At 62.7% G+C, this 23,827-nt stretch carries 21 protein-coding genes; 8 read left to right on the top strand and 13 right to left on the bottom strand.

Going from position 1 to position 23,827, the window contains the following annotated elements:
• Positions 1-17: 17 nt before the first annotated feature.
• Entirely contained in the window at positions 18-176 is a 159-nt protein-coding gene (locus tag ACMGGN_RS23900; RefSeq protein WP_012316587.1) for a YqaE/Pmp3 family membrane protein, read from the bottom strand.
• A 194-nt stretch (positions 177-370) separates the two neighbouring features.
• Positions 371-1,651 carry an aspartate aminotransferase family protein gene (locus tag ACMGGN_RS23895; protein WP_115273048.1) on the bottom strand — a complete coding sequence of 427 codons (1,281 nt, stop codon included), beginning with the start codon at positions 1,649-1,651 and terminating at the stop codon, positions 371-373.
• Between the two features lie 208 nt (positions 1,652-1,859).
• Between ACMGGN_RS23895 and ACMGGN_RS23890 the strand changes: the two genes are divergently transcribed.
• On the top strand, positions 1,860-2,783 hold the full coding sequence (locus tag ACMGGN_RS23890) for a LysR family transcriptional regulator (RefSeq protein WP_119687879.1): 924 nt from the start codon (positions 1,860-1,862) through the stop codon (positions 2,781-2,783).
• Between the two features lie 259 nt (positions 2,784-3,042).
• On the opposite strand, the gene ACMGGN_RS23885 is transcribed toward ACMGGN_RS23890, so the two are convergent.
• From ACMGGN_RS23885 to bioB, 9 genes are all read right to left on the bottom strand, one after another.
• On the bottom strand, positions 3,043-4,821 hold the full coding sequence (locus ACMGGN_RS23885; protein ID WP_046787553.1) for an acyl-CoA dehydrogenase C-terminal domain-containing protein: 1,779 nt from the start codon (positions 4,819-4,821) through the stop codon (positions 3,043-3,045).
• A gap of 123 nt (positions 4,822-4,944) precedes the next feature.
• Positions 4,945-6,228 carry a GGDEF domain-containing protein gene (locus ACMGGN_RS23880; protein WP_046787552.1) on the bottom strand — a complete coding sequence of 428 codons (1,284 nt, stop codon included), beginning with the start codon at positions 6,226-6,228 and terminating at the stop codon, positions 4,945-4,947.
• A gap of 211 nt (positions 6,229-6,439) precedes the next feature.
• Entirely contained in the window at positions 6,440-8,245 is a 1,806-nt protein-coding gene (locus tag ACMGGN_RS23875; RefSeq protein ID WP_414156333.1) for a phenylacyl-CoA dehydrogenase, read from the bottom strand.
• Between the two features lie 307 nt (positions 8,246-8,552).
• Complete coding sequence (locus ACMGGN_RS23870) at positions 8,553-8,849, bottom strand: hypothetical protein (protein ID WP_012316593.1); 297 nt, start codon at positions 8,847-8,849, stop codon at positions 8,553-8,555.
• A gap of 118 nt (positions 8,850-8,967) precedes the next feature.
• A complete protein-coding gene (bioD, locus tag ACMGGN_RS23865) occupies positions 8,968-9,648 on the bottom strand; it encodes a dethiobiotin synthase (protein ID WP_115273051.1) in 681 nt (226 codons plus the stop codon).
• A gap of 10 nt (positions 9,649-9,658) precedes the next feature.
• A complete protein-coding gene (bioC, locus tag ACMGGN_RS23860; protein WP_115273052.1) occupies positions 9,659-10,477 on the bottom strand; it encodes a malonyl-ACP O-methyltransferase BioC in 819 nt (272 codons plus the stop codon).
• Positions 10,470-11,201, bottom strand: coding sequence for an alpha/beta fold hydrolase (locus ACMGGN_RS23855; protein WP_125924616.1), 732 nt, complete (start codon positions 11,199-11,201; stop codon positions 10,470-10,472). The genes bioC and ACMGGN_RS23855 overlap by 8 nt, the downstream gene beginning before the upstream one ends.
• On the bottom strand, positions 11,194-12,366 hold the full coding sequence (bioF, locus tag ACMGGN_RS23850; RefSeq protein WP_115273054.1) for an 8-amino-7-oxononanoate synthase: 1,173 nt from the start codon (positions 12,364-12,366) through the stop codon (positions 11,194-11,196). The genes ACMGGN_RS23855 and bioF overlap by 8 nt, the downstream gene beginning before the upstream one ends.
• A gap of 1 nt (position 12,367) precedes the next feature.
• The gene (bioB, locus tag ACMGGN_RS23845) at positions 12,368-13,426 is read right to left on the bottom strand and encodes a biotin synthase BioB (protein ID WP_046787546.1); all 1,059 of its coding nucleotides are present in this window, start codon (positions 13,424-13,426) and stop codon (positions 12,368-12,370) included.
• An 89-nt stretch (positions 13,427-13,515) separates the two neighbouring features.
• On the opposite strand from bioB, the gene ACMGGN_RS23840 reads away from it, so the two are divergent.
• The 4 genes from ACMGGN_RS23840 (at position 13,516) to rarD (ending at position 17,042) form a co-directional block, all read left to right on the top strand.
• Positions 13,516-14,253, top strand: a complete 738-nt coding sequence (locus tag ACMGGN_RS23840; RefSeq protein WP_414156332.1) for a double zinc ribbon domain-containing protein — start codon at positions 13,516-13,518, stop codon at positions 14,251-14,253.
• A gap of 26 nt (positions 14,254-14,279) precedes the next feature.
• Positions 14,280-15,044, top strand: a complete 765-nt coding sequence (locus ACMGGN_RS23835) for a TOBE domain-containing protein (RefSeq protein WP_115273056.1) — start codon at positions 14,280-14,282, stop codon at positions 15,042-15,044.
• 71 nt (positions 15,045-15,115) lie between these two features.
• Positions 15,116-16,090, top strand: coding sequence for a serine/threonine protein kinase (locus tag ACMGGN_RS23830; protein WP_039602860.1), 975 nt, complete (start codon positions 15,116-15,118; stop codon positions 16,088-16,090).
• A gap of 64 nt (positions 16,091-16,154) precedes the next feature.
• Complete coding sequence (gene rarD / locus ACMGGN_RS23825; protein ID WP_046787543.1) at positions 16,155-17,042, top strand: EamA family transporter RarD; 888 nt, start codon at positions 16,155-16,157, stop codon at positions 17,040-17,042.
• A gap of 228 nt (positions 17,043-17,270) precedes the next feature.
• On the opposite strand, the gene ACMGGN_RS23820 is transcribed toward rarD, so the two are convergent.
• The gene (locus tag ACMGGN_RS23820) at positions 17,271-17,789 is read right to left on the bottom strand and encodes a glycine cleavage system protein R (protein WP_012316603.1); all 519 of its coding nucleotides are present in this window, start codon (positions 17,787-17,789) and stop codon (positions 17,271-17,273) included.
• 456 nt (positions 17,790-18,245) lie between these two features.
• On the opposite strand from ACMGGN_RS23820, the gene ACMGGN_RS23815 reads away from it, so the two are divergent.
• Complete coding sequence (locus ACMGGN_RS23815) at positions 18,246-20,423, top strand: malate synthase G (protein ID WP_115273057.1); 2,178 nt, start codon at positions 18,246-18,248, stop codon at positions 20,421-20,423.
• Positions 20,424-20,519: 96 nt separating this feature from the next.
• Here the strand turns inward: ACMGGN_RS23815 and ACMGGN_RS23810 are convergent, their stop codons facing one another.
• Positions 20,520-20,963 (bottom strand): response regulator, encoded by a 444-nt coding sequence (locus ACMGGN_RS23810; RefSeq protein WP_012316605.1) that lies wholly within the window; start codon positions 20,961-20,963, stop codon positions 20,520-20,522.
• A 185-nt stretch (positions 20,964-21,148) separates the two neighbouring features.
• Between ACMGGN_RS23810 and ACMGGN_RS23805 the strand changes: the two genes are divergently transcribed.
• Both ACMGGN_RS23805 and ACMGGN_RS23800 read left to right on the top strand, forming a co-directional pair.
• Positions 21,149-23,086, top strand: coding sequence for a putative nucleotidyltransferase substrate binding domain-containing protein (locus ACMGGN_RS23805; protein ID WP_204919093.1), 1,938 nt, complete (start codon positions 21,149-21,151; stop codon positions 23,084-23,086).
• The gene (locus ACMGGN_RS23800) at positions 23,083-23,793 is read left to right on the top strand and encodes a PolC-type DNA polymerase III (protein ID WP_119687886.1); all 711 of its coding nucleotides are present in this window, start codon (positions 23,083-23,085) and stop codon (positions 23,791-23,793) included. The genes ACMGGN_RS23805 and ACMGGN_RS23800 overlap by 4 nt, the downstream gene beginning before the upstream one ends.
• The last annotated feature ends 34 nt before the right edge of the window (positions 23,794-23,827 follow it).

The following is a 23,827-nucleotide window of genomic DNA, read 5'->3' as shown; positions in this document are numbered from 1 at the left end:
CTGCGGCCCCGGCAGATTCAGCGCTTGGCGATGATGTACACCGCATGCACGATACCCGGAATGTACCCCAGCAAGGTCAGCAGGATATTCAGCCAGAACGCCCCGCCGAACCCGACCTGCAGAAACACACCCAGCGGCGGCAGGATGATGGCGATGATGATGCGAATGATGTCCATGCAAGTTTCTCCTCAATGGGTCTAAACAGAGACTAGCTGGGCATCGCAGAGGTTCCACCGGTGCATGCCGTGGTTTTTTTGCAGCGCTCAGGCACCTTGCCAAGGGCCTGCCCCCCACAAAAAAAACGCCCCGGGCCAAATGAATCAGGCCAGGGGCGATGCGCAGAAACGCCAGACGGTTCGTAGAATTCGTATCAGGCCGAGACTTCACGGCGGGCATGCTGCTGCGCGTGCAGGCGGGCGAAGGCCCGGGCCAGGCGCAGGAGCATTTCATCGATGTTGCCTTTGCTCACCGTCAACGCCGGTGTAAAACGCACCACATCGGCCTGCGGGGCATTCAAAAGCAGGCCCTCGTGCAAGGCCGCCTGCACCAGGTCCTTGGCCAGGTGTTCCTGTAGCTGAAGCGCCCAGAGCAGGCCTTGGCCGCGTACTTCGCCCTGGCCATAGCGGCCGGCCAGGCGGCTCAGGCCATCGCGCAGATGGCGGCCACTGTCCTGGACATGCTCGAAAAAGCCCGGCTCCAGTACGGTATCCAGTACCGCAAGGCCTGCAGCGCACATCAGCGCATTACCATGGTGGCTGCCCTCCAGCTCGCCGGGGGCCGCGCAGCAAGCGGTACCACGAGCAAGCAAGGCCGCCAGCGGCACGCCGGCTCCCAGGCCTTTGCCCAAGGTAATGATGTCAGCGCGCACCCCGTAGGTTTCCTCGGCCAGCAATGCTCCGCAGCGGCCAATGCCGGTCTGCACCTCGTCAAGGATCAGCAGGATGCCCAGCTCACGGCACAACCGCTCGACGCCTTTGAGGTATTCCCTTGTCGCGGGAATCACGCCTGCCTCGCCCTGGACCGGCTCGAGCATGATTGCCACAGTTCGCGAGTCGACTTCTGCATGCAGCGCCGCCAAGTCATTGAATGGCACTTTGCTGAAACCCGGCAGGCCGGGTTCACAGCGGTTGCACGGCAGCGGATCGGATGCCGACAGGGCCCCCAGGCTGCGGCCATGGCAGCCCTGGCTGGCAGTGATGATGTGATAAGCGCCGTTGCGGTGCAGCTGGCCCCATTTGCGCGCCAGCTTGATCGCCCCCTCGCAGGCCTCGGCGCCACTGTTGAGCAGGTACGCCTGATCGCTACCGGTGCTCTGGCACAAGCGGTTGGCCAGCGTCAGCAAACCACGGCTATGGAAACCGGCCCCTGGGTTGATCAACGCCTGGGCCTGATTGCCCAGCGCCTTGACCAACACGCTGGGGCTGTGGCCCAGGCTGTTTACCGCGCCGCCCTGGGTAAAATCCAGGTAAGCATGCCCTTGGTTGTCCCACAACCAGGAGCCTTGGCCACGCACGAACACTTGTGGCGCACGTTCGGCGCCGGGCATCAGGCGCTCGCGGGACAACGCCGATGCGTCTGGCACGCTTACCGGCGCACGCTTGGGCACGACAGCCGCGGCGGGGGCCGATCGGCGCAGGTTGAACAGGTTCATCGGGGGCTCCGGCCAGTCACGGCAAAGGGCAACGTCCGGTCTTGGCGCCGGCGCTTGATAATTTTGCCTTTCCTATCAAAAGTGTTTCTCAAACGGGGTAACAATGCGCGAATTGATCGCTGTAACCCGCTGGAATACGGCGATAGACTAGGCCTCGGCGGCGCTTGCGGCCATTCCGTTTTTTCAGCTTTTTCGATAAGTAATACTTATGGATTTTCGCCAACTGCGTTATTTCGTCGCGGTGTATGAAGAAGGCCATGTCGGCCGCGCTGCTGAACGCCTGTCACTGTCTCAGCCGGCCCTCTCGCAGCAGATCCGCCAGCTTGAGCACAGCCTTGACCTGAGCCTGTTCGAGCGCAGCAACAAGCGCCTGCTGCCGACCTTGGCGGCCCATACCCTTTACAACCACGCCCTGCCCCTGCTCGATGGGCTGCAGCGCGCCCACGAAGCGATGCGCAACTTCAAGGGCCAGTCCTTGCGCACGCTGGCCATCGGCGTACTACAGACGGTTCGGCCGAGCCTGGTGCCGCAGTTGCTTGAGCGGTTGCGCAAGGCCCAACCGCATCTTGTGGTACAGATCTATGAGCTGTCGGGGCTGGAAATCGAACGACGCCTGCTCAACGGCAACCTGGATATCGGTATCAGCTACCTGCCGCCACGCCAACCTGGGCTACACGGCTTGCTACTGTACGAAGATGAACTGCAGCTGGTGATCCCTGATACCCATCCGTTGAAGGACTTCAAGAAAGTCTCTATCAGACAAGCTGCAGAACTGCCGATGCTGATGCTTGGCGAGGAGTTCCAGATCCGCCAGATCTGGAAGCAACAGTTGGCCAGCCTGGGGCGCAGGCCGCAGGTTCAGGCGGAGATGAACAACATGGGCGGCATTCTCGACAGCCTGGCCCACACCGCACTGGCCACTATCCTGCCTGGCCGCGCCAAGGAGGCTGCCGACGATGACCAAGGGTTGCTGTGGAAACCATTGAGCGAGCCGCGGGTGCCGTTGAAGGTTGGCCTGGTATTTCGCGATGCCCAGCGCCAGCAGGCATCGGTCGAGTTGCTGCGCACGCTGCTCGAGGAAGAAGCCGACACACGGCAACTGGGGGCTTCACCCCTGGATGTGCTTGGCTGAAATACACGCGCGCAAAGAAAACCCCGCCGAAGCGGGGTTTTCCCAGACTTTTTCCCTGTGACATCCCTATCGCCCCACCGTCCTGGCAGGAAATCCTTCGTTTGTCCCTGTTCTGTCCTTTGCGCTTCCTGCGCAACGTCCATGTAGCAAGATTAGCCGTGGATCCAATCTGACACCAGTGGCGAAAAGTCACCGCGTGATGTAGGAAAATGCTTACAAACAACGTTCATCAACAAACGGCGGGCGTGTATCCCAGTCGTCAGAACTGCTCGGCATCCAGCAAGTACAACGACTCGCTCCCCGCCTTGACCGAAGCCACCAGCGAATCCACCCGCGGCAGCAGCCTGGCGAAGTAGAACCGCGCCGTCCCCAGCTTGGCCGAGTAGAACGCCTCATCGCCCTCGCCCGCCTTGGCCGCCCGCGCCATCAACGCCCACATGTAGGCATAGGCGACATAGCCAAAGGCATGCAGGTACTCGACCGACGCAGCACCAATCTCATTCGGGTTGCCCTTGGCCTGCTCCAGTACCCACTCGGTAAGGCCGTCGAGTTGATCGAGGTAGGCACCCAGCGGTTTGGCGAACTCATCCAGGTCGCCACCCGCGCTGGCAATGAACTGGCGAATCTCCTCAGAGAACAGCTTGTAGTAGGCACCACCACTGGCCACCACCTTGCGGCCCATCAGGTCCAGGGCCTGAATACCGTTGGTGCCTTCATAGATCTGGGTAATGCGCACATCGCGTACCAGTTGCTCCTGGCCCCACTCGCGAATGTAGCCATGGCCACCGAACACCTGCTGGCCATGCACCGCACACTCAAGGCCCAGGTCGGTGAGGAACGCCTTGGCTACCGGCGTCAACAGCGCCACCAGCTCTTCACTGCGCTTGCGCGTACCCGGCTCTTCGCTGTACTTGGCGCTGTCCAGCTGCATTGCCACGTACGTGGAGAAGGCGCGGCCACCTTCGATCAGCGCTTTCATGGTCAGCAGCATGCGGCGCACATCCGGGTGGACGATGATCGGGTCGGCCGCCTTTTCCTTGGCCTGCGGGCCGGTGGGCGCACGGCTCTGCAAACGGTCGCGGGCATACTCGACGGCATTCTGGTAGGAGCGTTCGGCCGTGGCCAACCCCTGAATGCCCACGCCCAGGCGCTCGTAGTTCATCATGGTGAACATCGCCGCCAGGCCCTTGTTCGGCTCGCCAACGATGTAACCTACAGCTTCATCGAAGTTCATCACACACGTTGCCGAAGCCTGGATACCCATCTTGTGCTCGATCGAGCCACAGGTAGCCGGGTTACGCGCCCCAAGGCTGCCGTCATCGTTGACCAGGAACTTGGGCACCAGGAACAGCGAGATGCCCTTTGGCCCGGCCGGTGCGTCCGGCAGCTTGGCCAGCACCAGGTGGATGATGTTTTCGGTCAGGTCGTGTTCGCCGCCAGTGATGAAAATCTTGGTGCCGCTGACCTTGTAGCTGCCATCGGCCTGGGGCTCGGCCTTGGTCCGGATGATGCCAAGGTCGGTACCGGCATGCGGCTCGGTCAGGCACATGGAACCTGCCCACACGCCGGAATACATGTTCGGCAGGTACTTTTCCCTGAGCGCTTCGCTGGCGTGGGCGTTGATCGACAGGCAGGCACCCGCAGTCAGCATCGGGTACAGGCCGAACGCCAGGCTCGACGCGTTGACCATTTCTTCAACCTGGGCCGAAATCGCCTTGGGCATGCCCATGCCACCGTACTGGGGATCGCCGCCCACACCCACCCAGCCGCCCTCGGCGTAAGTGTTGTAGGCCTCGATGAAGCCAGCCGGGGTGCTTACCGCACCGTTTTCCCAGTGACAGCCCTCTTCGTCAGCCGCTCGGCTGAGCGGGGCGATGGACTTGCTGGTGACCTTGCCTGCTTCTTCCAGCACGGCAAGTGCGGTTTGCGCATCGACCGTTTCGGCCAGCTCAGGCAATTGCGCCCACAGCTCTGCCACGTTGAAGACTTCATTCAGAACGAAGCGCATGTCGCGCAGCGGCGCTTTATATTCAGCCATGACAACCTCTCGCTGGTGGGGTCGGGGCGGTCTCGAAGGACCGCAGCACGGGGTTGAATCCAGTGTAACCGAACAACTTTTGCGAGACATAGGGTCATCACGCGACCATATAGTCAATTATGGTCACGCAGTGCGAACGGCTCCGCGCCGTGATTGTTGGCCGTAAACCATGACACAGTTACGGCCGGCACCTTTGGCGCTGTAAAGCGCCTGGTCGGCTGACTTGAGCACTTCTTCGGGGTTGCGGTGTTCGATAAGGCGTTCAGCGACGCCGATACTGATGGTCACCGATACCGTGCCAGCACCACTGCCGCTGCGGCGCTGGCGCCCGGCGGAATCGTCCTGTGGCCGGTTGTTCTGGTCACGCAGTTGCATCGTGTAGTTGGCGATCATCTCGCGCACGGCTTCCACATGCGGCACGCATTCCTCGGCGGTCTTGCCGGCGAAGACCAGGGCAAATTCCTCGCCACCGTAGCGGTAGGCGCGCCCACCACCGGTGACCTTCGACAGCCGGCTGGCGACCAGGCGCAATACCTGGTCACCGACATCGTGGCCATGGGTGTCGTTGAATTTCTTGAAGTGATCGACGTCGGTCATGGCAATCACGTAGTTGCGCCCCAGGCGCTGCATGCGTTCGTTCAACGCGCGCCGCCCAGGCAGGCCGGTCAGTTCGTCACGGAAGGCCATCTGGTAGGCCTCGTGAGAGACCGCCGCAGCGATCATCAGCATTACCTGGCTGCACATGATGTTCAGCGTGAACGGCAGGATGAACGTCTTGGGCAGCATCCAGAAGATACCGATCAGCCCGATGATCTGGGCCGCATGCAAGGGCCTTGGCTCACGCAGGTACTGCACCACCAGCAGCATGAAGACACCGATGAACAACGGGTAGACCATCTGGATCAGGCTCATCCACTGCCCATGCAGCGACGGCCAACGGATTTCAGCCAACCAGCCCAGCAGTGCCTGGGGAAAACTTTGCTCCAGTGCCACTGCCACGCTACCCACAGCGAACAGCACAGCAAACCGGGCAAGCAGGTCCTGGGCCAGGTGGGTGCGCTCCTGCCAGGCGCCAAATAGCCCGAACAATGCAGGCAGCAGCAGGCACACCAGATGGAAAATCACCGCTGCGTCCTCGCGCACACGCCCATGGTCACGGTAGTAGTCGGTCTGGGTATCGAGCAGAAAGTAGGCGATGTACACCGTGACCATCAAGAACAGCTCACGCTGGCGACGGTAGACCGCGCAGTAGGCGCCACCCAGCAGCAGGACCAAGGTGGGCAGGACATTGAACAGTGATGTGAAGAAGACGCTGAGGTCTCTCACGTATGCCGCCGCAAGCCCTGCCAGCAAGAGGAACAGCGAAGGCAGGAAGTGGCTTGCGCGTACAGCGTTTAAACGAAACAAGGGTAATCTCCGACCCGGCAGATCAATAATGGCATTGTGCCTTTACTTCATCGGCAGCGCACATGAATAGATGAATGCACGGGGGGTTAACGGCAGCAGGGGCGGAGGGCTTGAGCTTTTCTTGTAACCGGATCTTGGGGCGTAGCGGCCCCAAAAATACGAAAACCCGCCTGCCGGTGAAGGCAAGCGGGTTTCAGTGACGCCTTGCGGCTTAGTAGGACAGGCCGAAGTGCTCTTCGTCCATCGCCATCAGGTTGCTGGCACCGGACAGCATGGTCGCCACGTGCGTGCGGGTACGCGGCAGGATACGCTGGAAGTAGAAGCGCGCCGTCTGCAGCTTGGCGGTGTAGAAGGCTTCTTCCGAAGTGCCGGCAGCCAGCTTCTCGGCAGCCAGGCGTGCCATGTCGGCCCAGAAGTACGCCAGGCACGCATAACCGGAGTACATCAGGTAATCCACCGATGCAGCGCCTACTTCTTCGCGGTCCTTCATGGCGGCCATGCCCACTTTCATGGTCAGTTCGCCCCATTCCTTGTTGATCGCAGCCAGCGGCTCGACGAACTCCCTGACCGCCTCATTGCCTTCCTGCGCCTGGCAGAACTTGTGCACGATCTTGGTGAAGCCCTTGAGCGCTTCGCCCTGGGTCATCAGCACTTTGCGGCCCAGCAGGTCGAGGGCCTGAATGCCGGTAGTGCCCTCGTACAACATGGAGATACGGCTGTCGCGCACGTTCTGCTCCATGCCCCACTCGGCGATGAAGCCGTGGCCGCCGTAGATCTGCACGCCGTGGTTGGCCGCCTCGAAGCCGACTTCGGTCATGAAGGCCTTGGCGATCGGGGTCAGGAAGGCCAGCAGGGCGTCGGCCTTCTTGCGCTCTTCCTCGTCCTGGCTGTATTTGACGATGTCCACCTGCTTGGCGGTGAAGTAGACCATGGCGCGGTTGCCTTCGGCGAAGGCCTTCATGGTCAGCAGCATGCGGCGAACGTCCGGGTGCACGATGATCGGGTCAGCAGCCTTGTCAGGCGCTTTGGGGCCGGTCAGCGAACGCATCTGCAGGCGGTCACGGGCGTACTTCAGGCCACCCTGGAAGGCCACCTCGGCATGTGCCAGGCCCTGCAGCGCGGTGCCCAGGCGGGCGGTGTTCATGAACGTGAACATGCAGTTCAGGCCCTTGTTGGCTGGGCCGATCAGGTAGCCGGTGGCGCTGTCGAAGTTCATCACGCAGGTAGCGTTGCCGTGGATGCCCATCTTGTGCTCGAGCGAGCCGCAGCTCACGCCGTTGCGCTCACCCACGCCGCCTTCGGCGTTGGGCAGGAACTTCGGCACGATGAACAGCGAGATACCTTTGGTGCCGGCCGGGGCATCCGGCAGGCGGGCCAGCACGATGTGGACGATGTTATCGGCCATGTCGTGTTCGCCGGCAGAAATGAAGATCTTGGTGCCGGAAATGCGGTAGGAGCCGTCAGCTTGCGGCTCGGCCTTGGTGCGCAGCATGCCCAGGTCGGTGCCGCAGTGCGGTTCGGTCAGGCACATGGTGCCTGTCCATTCGCCCGATACCAGTTTGGTCAGGTAGGTTTCCTGCTGCTCTTCAGTACCGTGCGCAGAAATGGTGTTCATCGCACCATGGGACAGGCCCGGGTACATGCCCCACGACCAGTTCGACTCACCCACCATCTCGCTCAACGCCAGGCCCAGCGACTCTGGCAGGCCCTGGCCGCCATGGGCGACATCATGGGCAAGGCTTGGCCAGCCGCCTTCGACGAACTGCTCGTAGGCCTGCTTGAAACCGGTCGGGGTCTTCACGCCGGACTCGCTCCAGGTGCAGCCTTCCAGGTCACCGACACGGTTCAGCGGGGCCAGCACCTGCTCACAGAATTTCGCGCCTTCTTCGAGGATCGCGTCGACCATGTCGGGCGTTGCGTCCTGGCAACCCGGCAGGCTCTGATAGTGCGCCTCATAGCCAAGCAGCTCGTCGCGAACGAAGCGAATATCACGCAAGGGGGCTTTGTAATCAGGCATTGCGATGAACCTCTGTGATGAGTCCGGTAGGGAGACCGCTGATACCGACCAGCTCTTGCCGGCTTTCGGTCAAACAGTTGTTTGAAACTTACGTTTAGGACTGACCGATGTCAAGGAGGGACTATGGTGCCATTTATGCCGCGAAACATGGCGTTTATGCCATCGCCTGAAAAGACGCCCACGACAATGGCAGCGGGCCTGCCCACGAAGGCGTTGGCTCAGGCAAAAAATCTAGCCTGATCAAACGCATCCGCAGGCGGGCCCGCTTCCACAGAGCACTGTGCAGGTTTGTGAAAGTGCCGCGCCTTCAGGCGTAGGTATCGATGAACCGACCGAGCATTTCGTCGGAAGCCTTGGCGACTTTCGCGCCCAGTTCGACCTCGGTTTTGCCCAGCGCCAGCTGTACAGTGCTGGTGGCAAGGTCCATCTGCTGGCTGCGGTCAACCGCACGCAGGCGCTCGGCCTGAAAATCGCTGGACTGGCTGGTGGCGGCGCGTTCGACAGTGTTGCTGGCGATCTGGCTGGCCGCCTGGTCGACGCGGTTCTGCCCGCTCTGGATGGCGCTGAGGCCCGCGTAGTAGGCGGAGCTACCGGTGATTTCCATGTCAAAACTCCAATGACGCTGGATGTGAACAGGCCTGATTAAAACAGGCCCGGGCCATAAAGGCCCGTTTAAATCGCTAATGGCCCCGTGCTATCTGATAGACGTGAGGCATGGCGCTTCAGTCCAGCAAGTCCAGCTGCAGATGTTCCGCGACTGCATCGGCAGTCGCTTGCTTGAGCTTGGGCACCCGCCCCAGGCAAGGCGCTGGCAAGCGCTCGGCCAGGCTGGCGAGGTTCTCCTCCAACCGCGACGTACGCGGGTCGATGACATTGGCCACCCAGCCTGCCAGTTGCAACCCGTCCCTGGCGATCGCTTCGGCGCTGAGCAATGCGTGGTTGATGCAGCCAAGACGCACCCCTACCACCAGAATCACTGGCAACTTGAGGGCGATTGCCAGGTCGGACAGGTTGGCATGACCAGACAGCGGCACGCGCCAGCCACCGGCACCTTCGACCAGGGTGAAATCCGCGCCCTGATCCAACACGTGACGCATGGCCTGGAGCAGGGCCGGCACCTCCAACGTCACACCCGCTTCACGCGCCGCCACGTGCGGCGCGATGGCAGGTTCAAATGCAAAAGGGTTGATCGCTGCATAAGGCAGTTTGAGCGTGCTCTCGTCGATCAATGCCTGGGCGTCAGCGTTGCGCAGCCCCTTTGTGGTAACTGTGCAGCCGGACGCCACCGGCTTTGCACCCAGCGTACTCAGGCCCTGCAGACGTGCGGCATGCAACAGCCCGGCTGCGATGGTGGTCTTGCCGACATCGGTATCGGTACCCGCGATGAAATAGGCCTGGCTCATTTCGCTCCTCTCACGCCTTTGGCTTGCGCAACACACCATAGACCACCTGATAGGTGGCGGGCAGCCCTTGCGGCTGGCGGAATGCTTCATACGCCTGCAGCAGCCCCTGCATGCGGGCACGGCCAGTCAGGCCCGACGGCCGCCCAGGGTTGAGGTTGTGAGCGCCAAGTGCCTTGAGCTCATGGGTCAGGCCGCGCACATGCGGGTAGTGCAGCACATGCGCCTGCTGACTCAGGCCAAGCTGCTCCAGGCCACTCGCCAAGCACAGTCGCTGATAGTCCTCGAACCGGCGGAAGCGGTTGACATGCACCATGCCATCCACGGCCTGCCAACTGGCGCGCAATTCATCCAGGGTACCGACACACAGGCTGCTGAAGGCCAGCACACCGCCCGGACGCAATACCCGCCGTGCTTCTTCAAGCACGCTGGAGAACTGCGCGCACCATTGCACCGCCAGGCTGGAGAAAACCAGGTCGACGCTGTGATCGCGCAGCGGCAGCCGCTCGGCGTCGCCTGCCACATGGTAGCGGGCCCCGCCCTGCTCGCCTCGGGCATGGCGCAACATGCCTTCGGCGATGTCCACGGCCACGCCCGTCGCCGGCGTGAAGCGCTCGGCCAGCACCCGGCTGAAATGCCCCGTGCCACTGCCCAGGTCGAGCCAGCGCGATGGCGTCAGTGCGTCCGGCAACTGCTCCAGCAGGGTCACGCCCACCGCGCGCTGCAAGGCCGCCACGCTGTCGTAGCTGGCTGCTGCGCGGGAGAACGAGGCCGCTACCTGGCGCTTGTCCGGCAGCGCGCCGGGCAGGGTTGGACGGGAAAGGTCAGTCATCGCCACTCTCATGCAGGAAACTCTTGATGCCCGCCGCCAGCTCCTGCGGGTACTCCAGCAGGAAAGCGTGGGAACTCTCTTCAACCAGGCCGACTTCAACGTCGGGCAACAACTCGCTCAGCGCTTTGGCCGCCTCGGGGGGCACCAACGCATCACTGCCGGCGAACAGGTGCAGTTGCGGACCGCCGTACGCCTGCAGCGCTTCGCGGGTATCCAGCTGAGCCAGCACCTCAAGCCCGGTGGCCAGGTACAGCGGGTCGGTCTCCGGTACCCCCACGCCCAGCTGGCGCAGCAACGTGCGCGGCTGCAGGGCGCCGTCACTGCACAAGGTACGGAAACGCTTGAGGGTAACGCAGGTGTGGCTGCGGCAACCGTCGAGGAAGGTCCCGAAGGTGTCATCGGCCATGCCATGCGGCCAATCCGCCCGTGCCACGAAGCAGGGGTTGCTGGCCAAGGTCAACAGCCCGCAACAGTGGTCGCCACGCTTGCGGGCCAGCTCACTGGCGAGCATGCCGCCGAGCGACCAGCCGCCCAGCCAGGTATCACTGGGCAGTTTGCGGTCAAGGTAGTCGACCCACGCCTGGACATCGGCGTCGGCCAGCTCCGGCAGGGGCGCCAGCTCGACCTGCAGACGCGCGTCCTGGGCACGCAGGCTGGCGGCCAGCGGCTCCAGGGCCGCAGTACCCAGGCCCCAGCCGGGAAGAAGGATCAGTCGGTTACGCATCGGCGGCCTCCAGCTGTGGATAACAATCGGCCAATGCATTCAACAATAGCTGTACCTGCGCCTCACTGTGCGCAGCGCTCAAGGTTACCCTTAGCCGTGCACTGCCAGCAGGTACGGTAGGCGGGCGGATGGCGGTGACCAACAGGCCTCGTTCGCGCAGCATCTGCGACAGGCGCAGTGCCTGTGCGCTGTCGCCGATCAGGATCGGCTGGATCGGAGTCGGGCTGTCCATCAGCTGCAGGCCGATCTGCACGGCACCCTCGCGGAACTGCCGGATCAACCCGGCCAGGTGCTCACGGCGCCAGGTTTCGCGGCGCAGCAGCTCCAGGCTCTTGAGCGTGGCGCAGGCCAGTGCCGGCGGCTGGCTGGTGGTATAGATGTACGGCCGGGCGAACTGCACCAGTGCCTCGATCAAATCATCGCTGCCCGCAACGAAGGCGCCCGCGGTGCCGCAAGCCTTGCCCAGCGTACCGATCAGCACGGGCACGTCATCGATGCCCAGGCCGAAGTGTTCGACGACACCGCCGCCCTGGGCACCCAAGGTACCCAGGCCGTGAGCGTCGTCGACCATCAACCAGGCACCACGCGCACGCGCGACCTCAGCCAGTGCAGGCAGGTCGGCCAGGTCACCGTCCATGCTGAACACACCGTCGGTGACCACCAAGGTATTGCCGCAGGCCTTGCCCAGGCGGTTGGCCAGGCTGACTGCATCGTTGTGCAGGTAACGGTTGAAGCGGGCACCACTGAGCAAACCGCCATCGAGCAGCGAGGCATGGTTGAGGCGGTCCTGCAACACCGTATCGCCCTGCCCCACCAGCGCGGTAATGGCCCCGAGGTTGGCCATGTAGCCGGTAGAAAACAGCAAGGCACGCGGGCGACCGGTCAATTCGGCCAGCGCCTCTTCGACCTGATGGTGCGGCGTGCTGTGGCCGACCACCAGGTGCGAGGCTCCGCCACCGACACCCCAACGCTCGGCGCCGGCTTGCCAGGCGGCGATCACCTCGGGGTGGTTGGCCAGGCCCAGGTAGTCATTGCTGCAGAAAGCCAGCAACGGCTGGCCGTCGACCACTACGTTCGGCCCTTGCGGGCTCTGTAGCAGCGGCCGCTGCCGATACAGGTCTGCAGCGCGCCGTTCGGCAAGACGCGCTGCAAGATCGAAGGCCATCTCAGGCAGACGCGGCGTTATAGAACAGCTCGCTGCTGCGTTGCTCGACCAGCGCCTGTTCGATGGCGGCCTGGTGCACTTCGTCGGCATGCTCTTCACGCGCTTCAGGCTTGATGCCCAGGCGGGCGAACAGCTGCATGTCCTTGTCGGCCTGTGGGTTGGCAGTGGTCAGCAGCTTCTCGCCATAGAAGATCGAATTGGCGCCGGCCATGAAGGCCAGCGCTTGCATCTGCTCGTTCATCTGCTCGCGCCCGGCGGACAGGCGCACGTGCGACTTGGGCATCAGCAGCCGCGCGACCGCCAGCATGCGGATGAAGTCGAACGGGTCGACATCTTCTTCTTCGGCCAGGGGGGTGCCGGCCACTTTCACCAGCATGTTGATCGGCACCGACTCGGGATGCTCGGGGAGGTTGGCCAACTGGATCAGCAGGCCTGCACGATCGTCGAGCGACTCGCCCATCCCAAGGATGCCACCGGAGCAGATCTTCATCCCGGCATCGCGTACGTAGGCCAAGGTCTGCAGACGCTCGCTGTAAGTGCGGGTGGTGATGATGCTGGCGTAGAACTCCGGCGAGGTATCGAGGTTGTGGTTGTAGTAGTCCAGGCCTGCCTGGGCCAGCGCCTGGGTCTGGTCCTGATCGAGCTTGCCCAGGGTCATGCAGGTTTCCAGCCCCATGGCCTTGACCCCTTTGACCATTTCCAGCACGTAGGGCATGTCCTTGGCCGAGGGGTGCTTCCAGGCGGCGCCCATGCAGAAGCGGGTAGAACCGATGGCCTTGGCCCGCGCCGCTTCTTCCAGCACCTTCTGCACTTCCATCAGCTTCTGTTTTTCCAGCCCGGTGTTGTAGTGGCCGGACTGTGGACAATATTTGCAATCTTCCGGGCAGGCGCCGGTCTTGATCGACAGCAGCGTGGAAACCTGTACGCGGTTAGGGTCGAAATGCGCCCGATGCACGGTTTGCGCCTGGAACAGCAGGTCGTTGAACGGTTGCTGGAACAGGGCCTTCACCTCGGCCAGGGACCAGTCGTGACGTGTTGTTGCAGTTGTGCTGGCGCTCATCGGCGTTTCCTTGTTTAGGCTGTAGCTGGCGCCGGGACAGGACTGCCCGCCAGCGCATCACGGATAGCTCGCATAGTCATGGAAGGCCTATGAACTGTCAACCTTGGTTAAAAGCACTGGTTTACAAGTGTATAAATATTGATCATACCTGTTTGCTGTGCGGCACTCCTGCCGAGCAGCCCCACCCCATCTGTATTGCGTGCGAGGAGGACCTGCCCTGGCTGAGTGAGTACTGCATGCATTGCGCGCTACCGCTGCCAATGGCCGGCCTGACCTGCGCCCAGTGCAGTCGGCGTGCCCCGGCCTTCGAAGAAGTGGTGGCGCCGTGGCATTACGGCTTTCCCGTGGACACACTGATCAGCCGCTTCAAACACAATCGCCAGTGGCCATTAGGGCGCTTGATGGCCGAAATGCTCAGCCTGGATTTGCGCCACCGCTTTGCCGATGGCCTGGCCAGGCCATCGCTGCTGTTGCCTGTGCCACTGGCAAAGCGTCGACAGCGCGAGCGTGGCTTCAACCAGGCAGGCATGCTGGCAAAGTGGTTGGCCAAGGCCCTGGCAATCGACTGCAACGAGCGATTGCTGCGGCGCACCCGCGAAACTCCGGCGCAGCAAAGCCTGGATGCCAAGGCCAGACGGCGTAATCTGCAGCAGGCCTTTGCGGTGGTTGATGAAGGCGCATTGCACGGCCTGCATGTGGCCGTGGTCGATGACGTGCTGACCACCGGTGCCACGGCGCAAAGCATCGCCGCCCTGCTGCGCGGCGCCGGCGCACGCCGCGTTGATGTGTATTGCCTGGCACGCACGGCAAAACCGGGGCAAGCTTGACCGGTCAGTCCCAGATAGGCGCCATCATGACCCTGCCCGCCCTGCTCACCCAGCACATCGCTCGCCGCCCACAGCGCATCGCTTTGCTTCAGCATATCGCTGAGCAAGGTTCGATCACCCGCGCAGCCAAGGCCGCAGGCATAAGCTACAAAGCCGCATGGGACGCCATAGACGAACTCAACAACCTGGCCAGCCAGCCGTTGGTCGAGCGTAGCACCGGCGGGCGCGGTGGCGGTGGCGCCCGCCTGTCGGGCGAAGGCGAGCGGGTACTGCGCCTGTACCAGCGCCTACAGGCCTTGCAGGCGCAGATTCTTGAGGCTGCCGAAGATTCCAGCGACCTTGACCTTCTTGGGCGCCTGATGTTGCGCACCAGTGCCCGCAACCAGCTGCAAGGTCAGGTCAGCGGCTTGCGCCGCGAGGGGCGGCACGACCGCGTGAGCCTGGCGCTGGGTGGCGGGCTGGAAATCGAGGCACTGATCACACACGACAGCACTTCACGCCTGGAGCTGACGCTCGGAACCATGGTGGTGGCGTTGCTCAAGGCCGGGTGGGTGCGGTTATCGAGCGCCGCAGATGAAGCCGAAGCGGGCAGCAATGTGCTCAAGGCCACCGTGGAAGAGGTGATAGCGGATGGGCATGACACCAGTGAAGTGAGGCTGGCGCTGGGTAATGGCCAGACACTCTGCGCGTTTGCCGATGCGCACTGGCTGGCACAAGAGGCAGTGACAACAGGTAGCCAGGTCCGGGTGCAGTTTCATCCCTCCCATGTATTGCTGGGGGTACCGGTGTAGGTTGGTCGCGCCACCCCGCCAGAGGGCCGGCACTGATACCATGAGCCCTTGCAGCCCACCCCGGAGCCACCATGTCTCACCCCTTCGCGACCCTCACCCCCGACCTGGTACTGGACGCCGTGGAGAGCCTCGGCTTTCTCAGCGACGCCCGCGTACTGGCCTTGAACAGCTACGAGAACCGCGTCTACCAAGTGGGTATCGAAGGCGAGCAACCACTGATCGCCAAGTTCTATCGACCCGGCCGGTGGAGCAATGAAGCGATTCTTGAAGAACACCGCTTCACCGCCGAGCTTGCTGAGTGCGAAGTGCCGGTGGTCGCCCCGCTGCAACACAATGAACAGACCCTGTTCGAGCACCAGGGCTTTCGCTTCACACTATTTCCCCGCCGCGGCGGCCACGCACCGGAGCCGGGCAACCTCGACCAGCTCTACCGTCTGGGCCAGTTGCTGGGCCGCCTGCATGCCGTGGCGGCAACACGCCCGTTCGAGCATCGCGAAGCCTTGACTGTGGATAACTTTGGCCACGCCTCCCTGCAAACCCTGCTTGATGGCAACTTCGTACCTCGGGAATTGCTGCCCGCGTTCGAGTCTGTAGCGCGCGAGCTGCTCAAACGGGTCGAAGACATCTACGCACGCACCCCACATCAGGTCATGCGCCTGCACGGCGACTTGCACCCCGGCAACCTGATGCATCGCGACGACGTCTACCACGTCGTCGACCTCGATGACTGCAGGATGGGCCCGGCCGTGCAAGACCTGTGGATGATGCTGGCCGGCAGCCGTGAAGAACGCCTGGGCCAACTGGCAGAGCTGATCGACGGCTACAACGAGTTTCACGATTTCGACCCGCGCGAGCTGCCCCTGATCGAACCGCTGCGCGCCTTGCGCCAGCTGCACCATAGCGCCTGGCTGGCACGGCGCTGGGACGACCCGGCATTCCCACGCAGCTTCCCCTGGTTTGGCCAACCGCGTTACTGGGGCGATCAGATCCTGGCCCTGCGCGAGCAAACAGCGGCACTCGACGAGCAACCCCTGAAATTGTTCTAAATGCCTGCAAAGGTCTGTCTACAATAGGCGTCGCTGTATTTAGCTACCTAAGCAAGGATTCTGCATGCACGCCGCAAACCCGCGTCGCGGGTACATTCTTGGCCTCTCGGCCTACATCATCTGGGGCTTGTTCCCCCTCTATTTCAAAGCCATACAAAGTGTCCCGGCGGTTGAGATCATCGTGCACCGGGTGCTCTGGTCCGCTTTGTTCGGCTCGCTGCTGCTGTTGGTGTGGAAGCACCCAGGGTGGTGGCGCGAGCTGCGCGACAACCCCCGCCGCCTGGCCATTCTTGCCCTCAGTGGCGCCCTGATCGCCGGCAACTGGCTGACCTACGTATGGTCGGTCAACAACGGGCGCATGCTCGAGGCCAGCCTGGGCTACTACATCAACCCGCTGGTGAACGTGCTGCTGGGCATGCTTTTGCTGGGTGAGCGCCTGCGCCGCCTGCAGTGGCTGGCAGTGGGCATGGCCGCAGTAGGTGTGGCGCAACAGGTGTGGCAAGTCGGTAGCCTGCCTTGGGTGTCATTGGTACTGGCGCTGACGTTTGGCTTCTACGGCCTGATCCGCAAGCAGGCACCGGTGGCGGCGCTGCCCGGCCTAGTGGTGGAAACCTGGATGCTGGTGCCCCTGGCGCTTGGCTGGCTGCTGCTGCACCCTGCCGCGATGAGTGCACAAGGCAGTTTCTATACCAGCAGCGAAGCGCTATGGCTGATCGCAGCCGGGCCGGTAACGCTGATACCACTGGTGTGCTTCAACGCCGCTGCGCGGCACTTGCCCTACACCACCCTGGGCTTCCTGCAGTATCTGGCGCCGACCTTGGTACTGCTGCAAGCGGTACTGCTATTTGACGAGCACCTGTCTTCCAGCAGCCTGATGGCTTTCTTGTGCATCTGGGCTGGCCTGGCGCTCTACAGCGTCGATGCCTGGCTGAACCTGCGCAAGCGCGCCTGATCAAAAAACGATCAAAACTCTGCAGGCCACGCCGGCCGTGGCCTGGCAGAACATCTCCAGAGGTTATCCACACCCTCGTCCCCGTGCTTTGTGCACAAGCCATTGATTAGTGGCTGTTTTTTGACCAAACAGCGGGAGAGCTCGCCATCCCTGGGCTAGCAAGGAGCGCCCCCAGGTTATCCACAGGGCCGTCCCCGGTTAATCGGGATAACCCGCTACCGCCTCGGCTCAATCCTGGGGCCGCAATTTCAACTCCACCATCAAGTCATCCGCCAGGCTCTCCAGCTTCTGCTGCAGATCATCCAGCGACAAAGTCAATGGCAGCGCCAGCAAGGCATCGGCATGGAACAACGGCTCGCTGCTCATCGGCGCCGGGCGCACTTCGGTGGTGAAGCGCTCAAGGTTCACCCCTTGGTCAGCGAGCAAGCGGGTGATATCACGTACGATGCCGGGGCGATCATTACCCACCAACTCCATCGCGATCGGCTTCCAGGTACAGGAAGGCTCGATGCCGCTTTCTGCGATCAGCACACGGATATCGTACTGCCCCAGGGCCTGAAGCGATTTCACCAGCTCATCGTAGCTCTCTGCCGGCACCGCGACCCGCAGGATGCCGGCGAACTGCCCGGCCATACGCGACATACGGCTCTCCAGCCAGTTACCGTTGTGGTCGGCGATGCACTGGGCAATCCGTTCGACCTGGCCGGCCTTGTCAGGAGCAATCACGGTCAGTACAAGATGATCCACAGGGCTTCCTCTGCGTCGTGCCGCCTGCAGCGGCGAGAATACGGGGGGATTGGTTCAGTATAGGCAAGGCGCGGCAACCTGCCGCAGGACGGTCTGCCGAACTAATCGTGTACTGTTTCAAGATTTATCTGGAACAATCCACCGGTTTTTTGCGAACATAGCCACTCCCAGCGTGACCCTCCGCGACCAATCGGTCGCGGAGCGACGCTTTTAGTCTGATGTTCACCGGCCTGCTGCTTCATGTAGTATGCCTCGGCGCGGACTACAAAACGTCGTTACGATGTCTGCCAAGGCGCCTGTGAAAATACGCCAACCGCCCGCCAGCCTTTCTGGCGAGCCGCACCCAGCCGCTCTCGTGAGTGGTGAGAGCATGTACTGGTGCCGTGTTTAGAGAAGCGCTACAGGCTTAATACAGAAGAGCGAAAGCGAAATAGCTGAGCAAAGGTGAGGCAAGCAATGACTGGATACGTTCAAGTCGGTGGCCTTCAGGTCGCCAAGGCCCTGTACGACTTCGTCAACAACGAAGCGATCCCTGGAACCGGCGTCAAGGCCGATGCGTTCTGGGCCGGGGCAGAAAAGATCATCAACGACCTCGCCCCAAAGAACAAAGCCCTGCTCGCCAAGCGCGACGAGCTGCAAGCCAAGATCGACGCCTGGCACCAGGCACGCAAAGGCCAGGCACACGACGCCGTCGCCTATAAAAGCTTCCTTCAGGAAATCGGCTATCTGCTGCCACAAGCCGACGATTTCCAGGCCACCACCCAGAACGTGGACGAAGAGATCGCCCACATGGCCGGCCCACAGCTGGTCGTGCCGGTGATGAACGCCCGCTTTGCCCTGAACGCCGCCAACGCCCGCTGGGGCTCGCTGTACGACGCACTGTACGGCACCGATGCCATCAGCGATGAAGGCGGCGCCGAAAAAGGCCAGGGCTACAACAAGGTCCGTGGCAACAAGGTCATCGCCTTCGCCCGCGCCTTCCTCGACGAAGCCGCGCCGCTGGCCGCTGGCTCGCACGTCGACTCCACCGCTTACCGCATCGAAGGCGGCAAGCTGGTCGTTGCCCTCAAGGGCGGCAGCAACAGCGGCCTGCGTGACGACGCCCAGCTGATCGGCTTCCACGGCGATGCCGCCGCGCCAACCGCCGTGCTGCTCAAGCACAATGGCCTGCACTTCGAAATCCAGGTCGATGCCAGCACCCCGGTCGGCAGCACCGACGCCGCCGGTGTCAAAGACATCCTGATGGAATCGGCGCTGACCACCATCATGGACTGTGAAGACTCGGTCGCTGCCGTCGATGCCGACGACAAGGTCATCGTCTACCGCAACTGGCTGGGCCTGATGAAAGGCGACCTGGCCGAGAGCGTCAGCAAAGGCGGCAAGACTTTCACCCGCACCATGAACCCGGACCGCGAGTACGCAGCGCCCAATGGCGGCACCGTGACCCTTCACGGTCGTTCGCTGCTGTTCGTGCGCAACGTGGGCCACCTGATGACCAACCCGGCTATTCTCGATGCCCAAGGCAACGAGATTCCCGAAGGCATCCAGGACGGGCTGTTCACCAACCTGATCGCCCTGCACAACCTCAACGGCAACACCAGCCGCAAGAACACCCGTACCGGTAGCGTCTACATCGTCAAACCGAAGATGCACGGCCCTGAAGAAGTGGCGTTCGCCGCCGAGATCTTCAGCCGCGTCGAAGACCTGCTGGGCATGCCGCGCAACACCGTCAAGGTCGGCATCATGGACGAGGAGCGCCGTACCACGGTCAACCTCAAGGCCTGCATCAAGTCGGCAGCCGAGCGTGTGGTGTTCATCAACACTGGCTTCCTCGACCGTACCGGTGACGAAATCCACACCTCGATGGAGGCCGGCGCCGTGGTGCGCAAGGGCGCCATGAAGAACGAAAAGTGGATCGGTGCCTACGAGAACAACAACGTCGACGTCGGCCTTGCCACCGGCCTGCAAGGGCGTGCGCAGATCGGCAAAGGCATGTGGGCCATGCCGGACCTGATGGCTGCCATGCTCGAGCAGAAGATCGCTCACCCGCTGGCCGGTGCCAACACCGCCTGGGTACCGTCGCCGACCGCCGCCACCCTGCACGCCCTGCACTACCATAAAGTCGACGTGCAGGCGCGTCAGCGCGAGCTGGCCAGCCGCGCCCCGGCCTCGGTCGACGACATCCTGACCATCCCGCTGGCAGCTGACACCAACTGGTCGGCCGAAGAGATCCGCAACGAGCTGGACAACAACGCCCAGGGCATCCTCGGCTATGTGGTTCGCTGGATCGACCAGGGCGTGGGTTGCTCCAAAGTGCCGGACATCAACGATGTGGGCCTGATGGAAGACCGCGCTACCCTGCGTATCTCGGCCCAGCTGCTGGCCAACTGGCTGCGCCATGGCGTGGTTACCCAGGAGCAGGTGCTGGAAAGCCTCCAGCGCATGGCCGCCGTGGTCGACAAGCAGAACGCCGGTGACGCCCTGTACCGCCCGATGGCGCCGAACTTCGACGACAACGTGGCATTCCAGGCTGCAGTGGAACTGGTAATCGAGGGTGCCAAGCAACCGAACGGTTATACCGAGCCGGTACTGCACCGTCGCCGCCGCGAGTTCAAGGCGCGTAACGGGCTGTAAGACACCGGGGCCGCTCCATCAGTTACAGGAGGATCGCATTCCCCTGTAGGAGCGGCCTTGTGTCGCGAAAGGGCTGCAAAGCAGCCCCAATCCCGCTCACTCAAGCTTCAATTCTTTCTTCACCAACCCCAGCAGTTTCCCCAGATCCACCGGCTTCAGCAAAAAATCCACCACCCCCAGGTGCATCACATCCACCGCCTCCTTCACATCGGTGTCGCCTGACACCACGATGATCGACAACGCCGCCCGTTCCGACTCACGAATCTGCCGGATAAGCTCCAGGCCATCCTTGGGCTGCATGCGCAGGTCGGTGATCATCAGGGCGATGCGCGGTTCGTAATGCAGTTTGAACATCGCCTCCTGAGCACCATCGGCCTGCATGCAGTCGATCCCCCTGCTCTTCAGGTAAAGGCACAGGGCCTCACTGTTCACCGGGTTGTCATCAACCACCAATACCACCGGCCTGGGCGCAACAGGTGCACTCAACCCGGCCAGTGCCTCACGTTCGGCGTCACTCAGGATGTCGTCATGCTCAACCATGGTCGTCTCATCAAATAGTCTTGCTCACCGGTAAGACCGCAGCTTGCGATATTGATCACACTACGCTCATAGACTTACGTCCAATGGGCACCGCACGGCCGTCAGCCGACCATGGGGACCGAGAACAACAAGGCCGCACCTATATATAGATATATATAGTTCGGCGTAGCGATACGGTCAGTGTCATGAGCAAAAACGACGCCTACAGCCAGGCGGGCAGAACTGCCGTTCTGCAGAACATTCAGGGCACCCTGCAGTTTTTGCAGCGTTTCCCGCCGTTCAACCAAATGGAACACAGCCACCTGGCGTTCCTGGTGGAACAGTGCCAGTTGCGTTTCTACGCCAGCGGGGAAAGCATCATCAAACCCGCTGACGGCCCGGTGGAGCACTTCTACATCGTCAAACAGGGGCGCGTGATCGGTGAGCGCCAGCACCTGGTCAAGCCCGGCGTGGAAACCACCTTCGAGATCACCAGCGGCGAGTGCTTCCCGCTGGCCGCCCTGCTCGGCGAGCGCGCTACCCGCACCGAGCACCTGGCGGGCGAGGACACGTTCTGCCTGCAATTGAACAAAGCCGCCTTCATCCGTGTGTTTTCCCTGTCGGATGTGTTTCGGGATTTTGCGCTGCGCGGTGTCAGCAGCCTGCTTGACCAGGTCAACCAGCAGGTGCGCCAACGAGCGGTGGAAACACTCGGCACCCAATACTCACTGAACACCCCGCTGGGTGAACTGGCCATGCGTCACCCGGTGGTCTGCACCCCGGACACGCCGCTGCGCGACGCCGTGCGGTCGATGCACGACCAGCAGGTCGGCAGCATCGTGGTGGTCGATGCGCAGCGTTACCCGGTGGGCATCTTCACCCTGCGTGACCTGCGCCAAGTGGTGGCTACTGTCGATGCCGACCTCGGTGCCGCCATCGAACGGCACATGACCGTCAAACCCTTCTACCTCAGCCCGCAGGCCAGCGCCTTCGACGCGGCCATGGCCATGACCGAGCGACACATTGCCCATGTTTGCCTGGTGGACAACCAGCGCCTGTGCGGCGTGGTCTCGGAGCGCGACCTGTTTTCCCTGCAACGGGTCGACCTCGTGCACCTGGCCCGTACCATCCGCCATGCACCGCGCCTGGACTCGCTGGTGGCGCTGCGTGGCGAGATCGGCCAGCTGGTGGAGCGCATGCTCGCCCACGGCGCCTCCTCGACCCAGATTACCCAGATCATCACCCTGCTCAACGACCACACTGTCTGCCGGGTAATCGAACTGGCTCTGGCCGAACGCGGCGACCCTGGGGTGCCGTTCAGCTGGCTGTGCTTTGGCAGCGAAGGGCGCCGTGAACAGACCCTGCATACCGACCAGGACAACGGCATCCTGTTCGAGGCAGCTGACAGCAGCGAAGCCGAAGCCATTCGCGCCCGCCTGCTACCTCTGGCCCACTACATCAACCAATGCCTGGCCCAATGCGGCTTCACCCTGTGCAAGGGTAACGTCATGGCAGGCAACCCCGAGCTGTGCCTGTCGCGCACTGAATGGGCACGGCGCTTCGCCGGCTTCATCCGTGAAGCCAGCCCAGAGAACCTGCTCGGCTCGAGCATCTATTTCGACCTGCGTGTGGTCTGGGGCGACGAACAGGGTTGCGAACAGCTGCGCCAAAGCATGCTGGAACAAGTAGCCGAGAACCGCATTTTCCAGCGCATGATGGCCGATAACGCCTTGCGTCAGCGGCCTCCGGTAGGCCGCCTGCGCGAATTCGTCCTGACCCGCCAAGGCAACGACAAGGCCGCTACCCTGGACCTCAAGGTCCAGGGCCTGACACCCTTCGTCGATGGTGCGCGGCTGCTGGCCCTGGCCAATGGCATCGGCGCCTGCAACACCTTGGAGCGCCTGCGCCAGCTGGTCGACAAAGGCGTTATCGAGGCGCTCGACGGCGCGGCCTACGAAGAGGCCTACCATTTCATCCAGCAAACGCGCATGCAGCAGCACCAGCGCCAGACCCGCGACAATCAGCCGTACTCCAACCGCCTCGATCCGGACAGCCTCAACCATCTGGACCGGCGCATCCTGCGTGAGTCCCTGCGCCAGGCGCAGCGCCTGCAAAGCAGCCTGGCCCTGCGGTACCAGCTATGAGCCTGTTCGCCTGGCTGCGCCCTGCCGCGCCGGCCCTGGACGGTGCACTGCATCAACGCCTGTCGCGCCTGCCAAAACCCGCACCGCTGGGCGTGTGCTCGCTGCGTGAGCAGCGCTGGGTGGTGCTGGACCTTGAGACCAGCGGCCTGAACCCCAACCGCGACCAGGTGCTGTCGATCGGTGCCGTAGCCATCGAAGACGGCGCCATCGACTTCTCCCAGCAGTTCGAGCGTACCCTGCACCGCCCGGCCCAGAAAACCAACGCCAGTGTACTCATCCATGGCCTGGGCCCGAGCGCCCTGGCCGCAGGCAGCGACCCGGCCGAGGCGTTGCTCGACCTGCTCGAGTTCATCGGTGACAGCCCGGTGCTGGCGTTCCATGCACCGTTCGACCAGCGCATGCTGGCTCGGGCATTGAAAGAAACCCTTGGGCATCGCCTGCAACAGCCCTTCCTCGATGTTGCTGAACTGGCGCCCATGCTCAACCCTGACACGGTACTGCGCGAAGCAGGGCTGGATGACTGGGTGGCGCGCTTCGGGCTGCAGGTGGATGAGCGCCACCACGCCAGCGCTGATGCCCAAGTCACCGCTGAACTGGCGTTGATCCTGTTCAGCCAGGCCCGTCGCCAGCAGCTGGACAGCCCATTGCAGCTGGAGCAGCGCTTGCGCGGGTGGCGGCGGCGCAATGTGCAGGGGCATGGGCTTTAGAAACATACCCTTTGAAGGGGCTGCACCTGTGATA

The sequence above is a fragment of the Pseudomonas sp. BNK-30 genome (assembly GCF_047456185.1).
Lineage (GTDB): Bacteria > Pseudomonadota > Gammaproteobacteria > Pseudomonadales > Pseudomonadaceae > Aquipseudomonas > Aquipseudomonas putida_E.
This window is presented reverse-complemented; position numbering and strand designations above follow the sequence as displayed.

Excerpts from the sequence above, each read along its gene's own strand:
- ACMGGN_RS23900 (WP_012316587.1), bottom strand. The coding sequence starts at position 176 with ATGGACATCATTCGCATCATCATCGCCATCATCCTGCCGCCGCTGGGT.
- ACMGGN_RS23895 (WP_115273048.1), bottom strand. The coding sequence starts at position 1,651 with ATGAACCTGTTCAACCTGCGCCGATCGGCCCCCGCCGCGGCTGTCGTG.
- ACMGGN_RS23890 (WP_119687879.1), top strand. The coding sequence starts at position 1,860 with ATGGATTTTCGCCAACTGCGTTATTTCGTCGCGGTGTATGAAGAAGGC.
- ACMGGN_RS23885 (WP_046787553.1), bottom strand. The coding sequence starts at position 4,821 with ATGGCTGAATATAAAGCGCCGCTGCGCGACATGCGCTTCGTTCTGAAT.
- ACMGGN_RS23875 (WP_414156333.1), bottom strand. The coding sequence starts at position 8,245 with ATGCCTGATTACAAAGCCCCCTTGCGTGATATTCGCTTCGTTCGCGAC.
- ACMGGN_RS23870 (WP_012316593.1), bottom strand. The coding sequence starts at position 8,849 with ATGGAAATCACCGGTAGCTCCGCCTACTACGCGGGCCTCAGCGCCATC.
- bioD (WP_115273051.1), bottom strand. The coding sequence starts at position 9,648 with ATGAGCCAGGCCTATTTCATCGCGGGTACCGATACCGATGTCGGCAAG.
- bioC (WP_115273052.1), bottom strand. The coding sequence starts at position 10,477 with ATGACTGACCTTTCCCGTCCAACCCTGCCCGGCGCGCTGCCGGACAAG.
- ACMGGN_RS23855 (WP_125924616.1), bottom strand. The coding sequence starts at position 11,201 with ATGCGTAACCGACTGATCCTTCTTCCCGGCTGGGGCCTGGGTACTGCG.
- bioF (WP_115273054.1), bottom strand. The coding sequence starts at position 12,366 with ATGGCCTTCGATCTTGCAGCGCGTCTTGCCGAACGGCGCGCTGCAGAC.
- bioB (WP_046787546.1), bottom strand. The coding sequence starts at position 13,426 with ATGAGCGCCAGCACAACTGCAACAACACGTCACGACTGGTCCCTGGCC.
- ACMGGN_RS23840 (WP_414156332.1), top strand. The coding sequence starts at position 13,516 with ATGAACTGTCAACCTTGGTTAAAAGCACTGGTTTACAAGTGTATAAAT.
- ACMGGN_RS23835 (WP_115273056.1), top strand. The coding sequence starts at position 14,280 with ATGACCCTGCCCGCCCTGCTCACCCAGCACATCGCTCGCCGCCCACAG.
- ACMGGN_RS23830 (WP_039602860.1), top strand. The coding sequence starts at position 15,116 with ATGTCTCACCCCTTCGCGACCCTCACCCCCGACCTGGTACTGGACGCC.
- rarD (WP_046787543.1), top strand. The coding sequence starts at position 16,155 with ATGCACGCCGCAAACCCGCGTCGCGGGTACATTCTTGGCCTCTCGGCC.
- ACMGGN_RS23815 (WP_115273057.1), top strand. The coding sequence starts at position 18,246 with ATGACTGGATACGTTCAAGTCGGTGGCCTTCAGGTCGCCAAGGCCCTG.
- ACMGGN_RS23810 (WP_012316605.1), bottom strand. The coding sequence starts at position 20,963 with ATGGTTGAGCATGACGACATCCTGAGTGACGCCGAACGTGAGGCACTG.
- ACMGGN_RS23805 (WP_204919093.1), top strand. The coding sequence starts at position 21,149 with ATGAGCAAAAACGACGCCTACAGCCAGGCGGGCAGAACTGCCGTTCTG.
- ACMGGN_RS23800 (WP_119687886.1), top strand. The coding sequence starts at position 23,083 with ATGAGCCTGTTCGCCTGGCTGCGCCCTGCCGCGCCGGCCCTGGACGGT.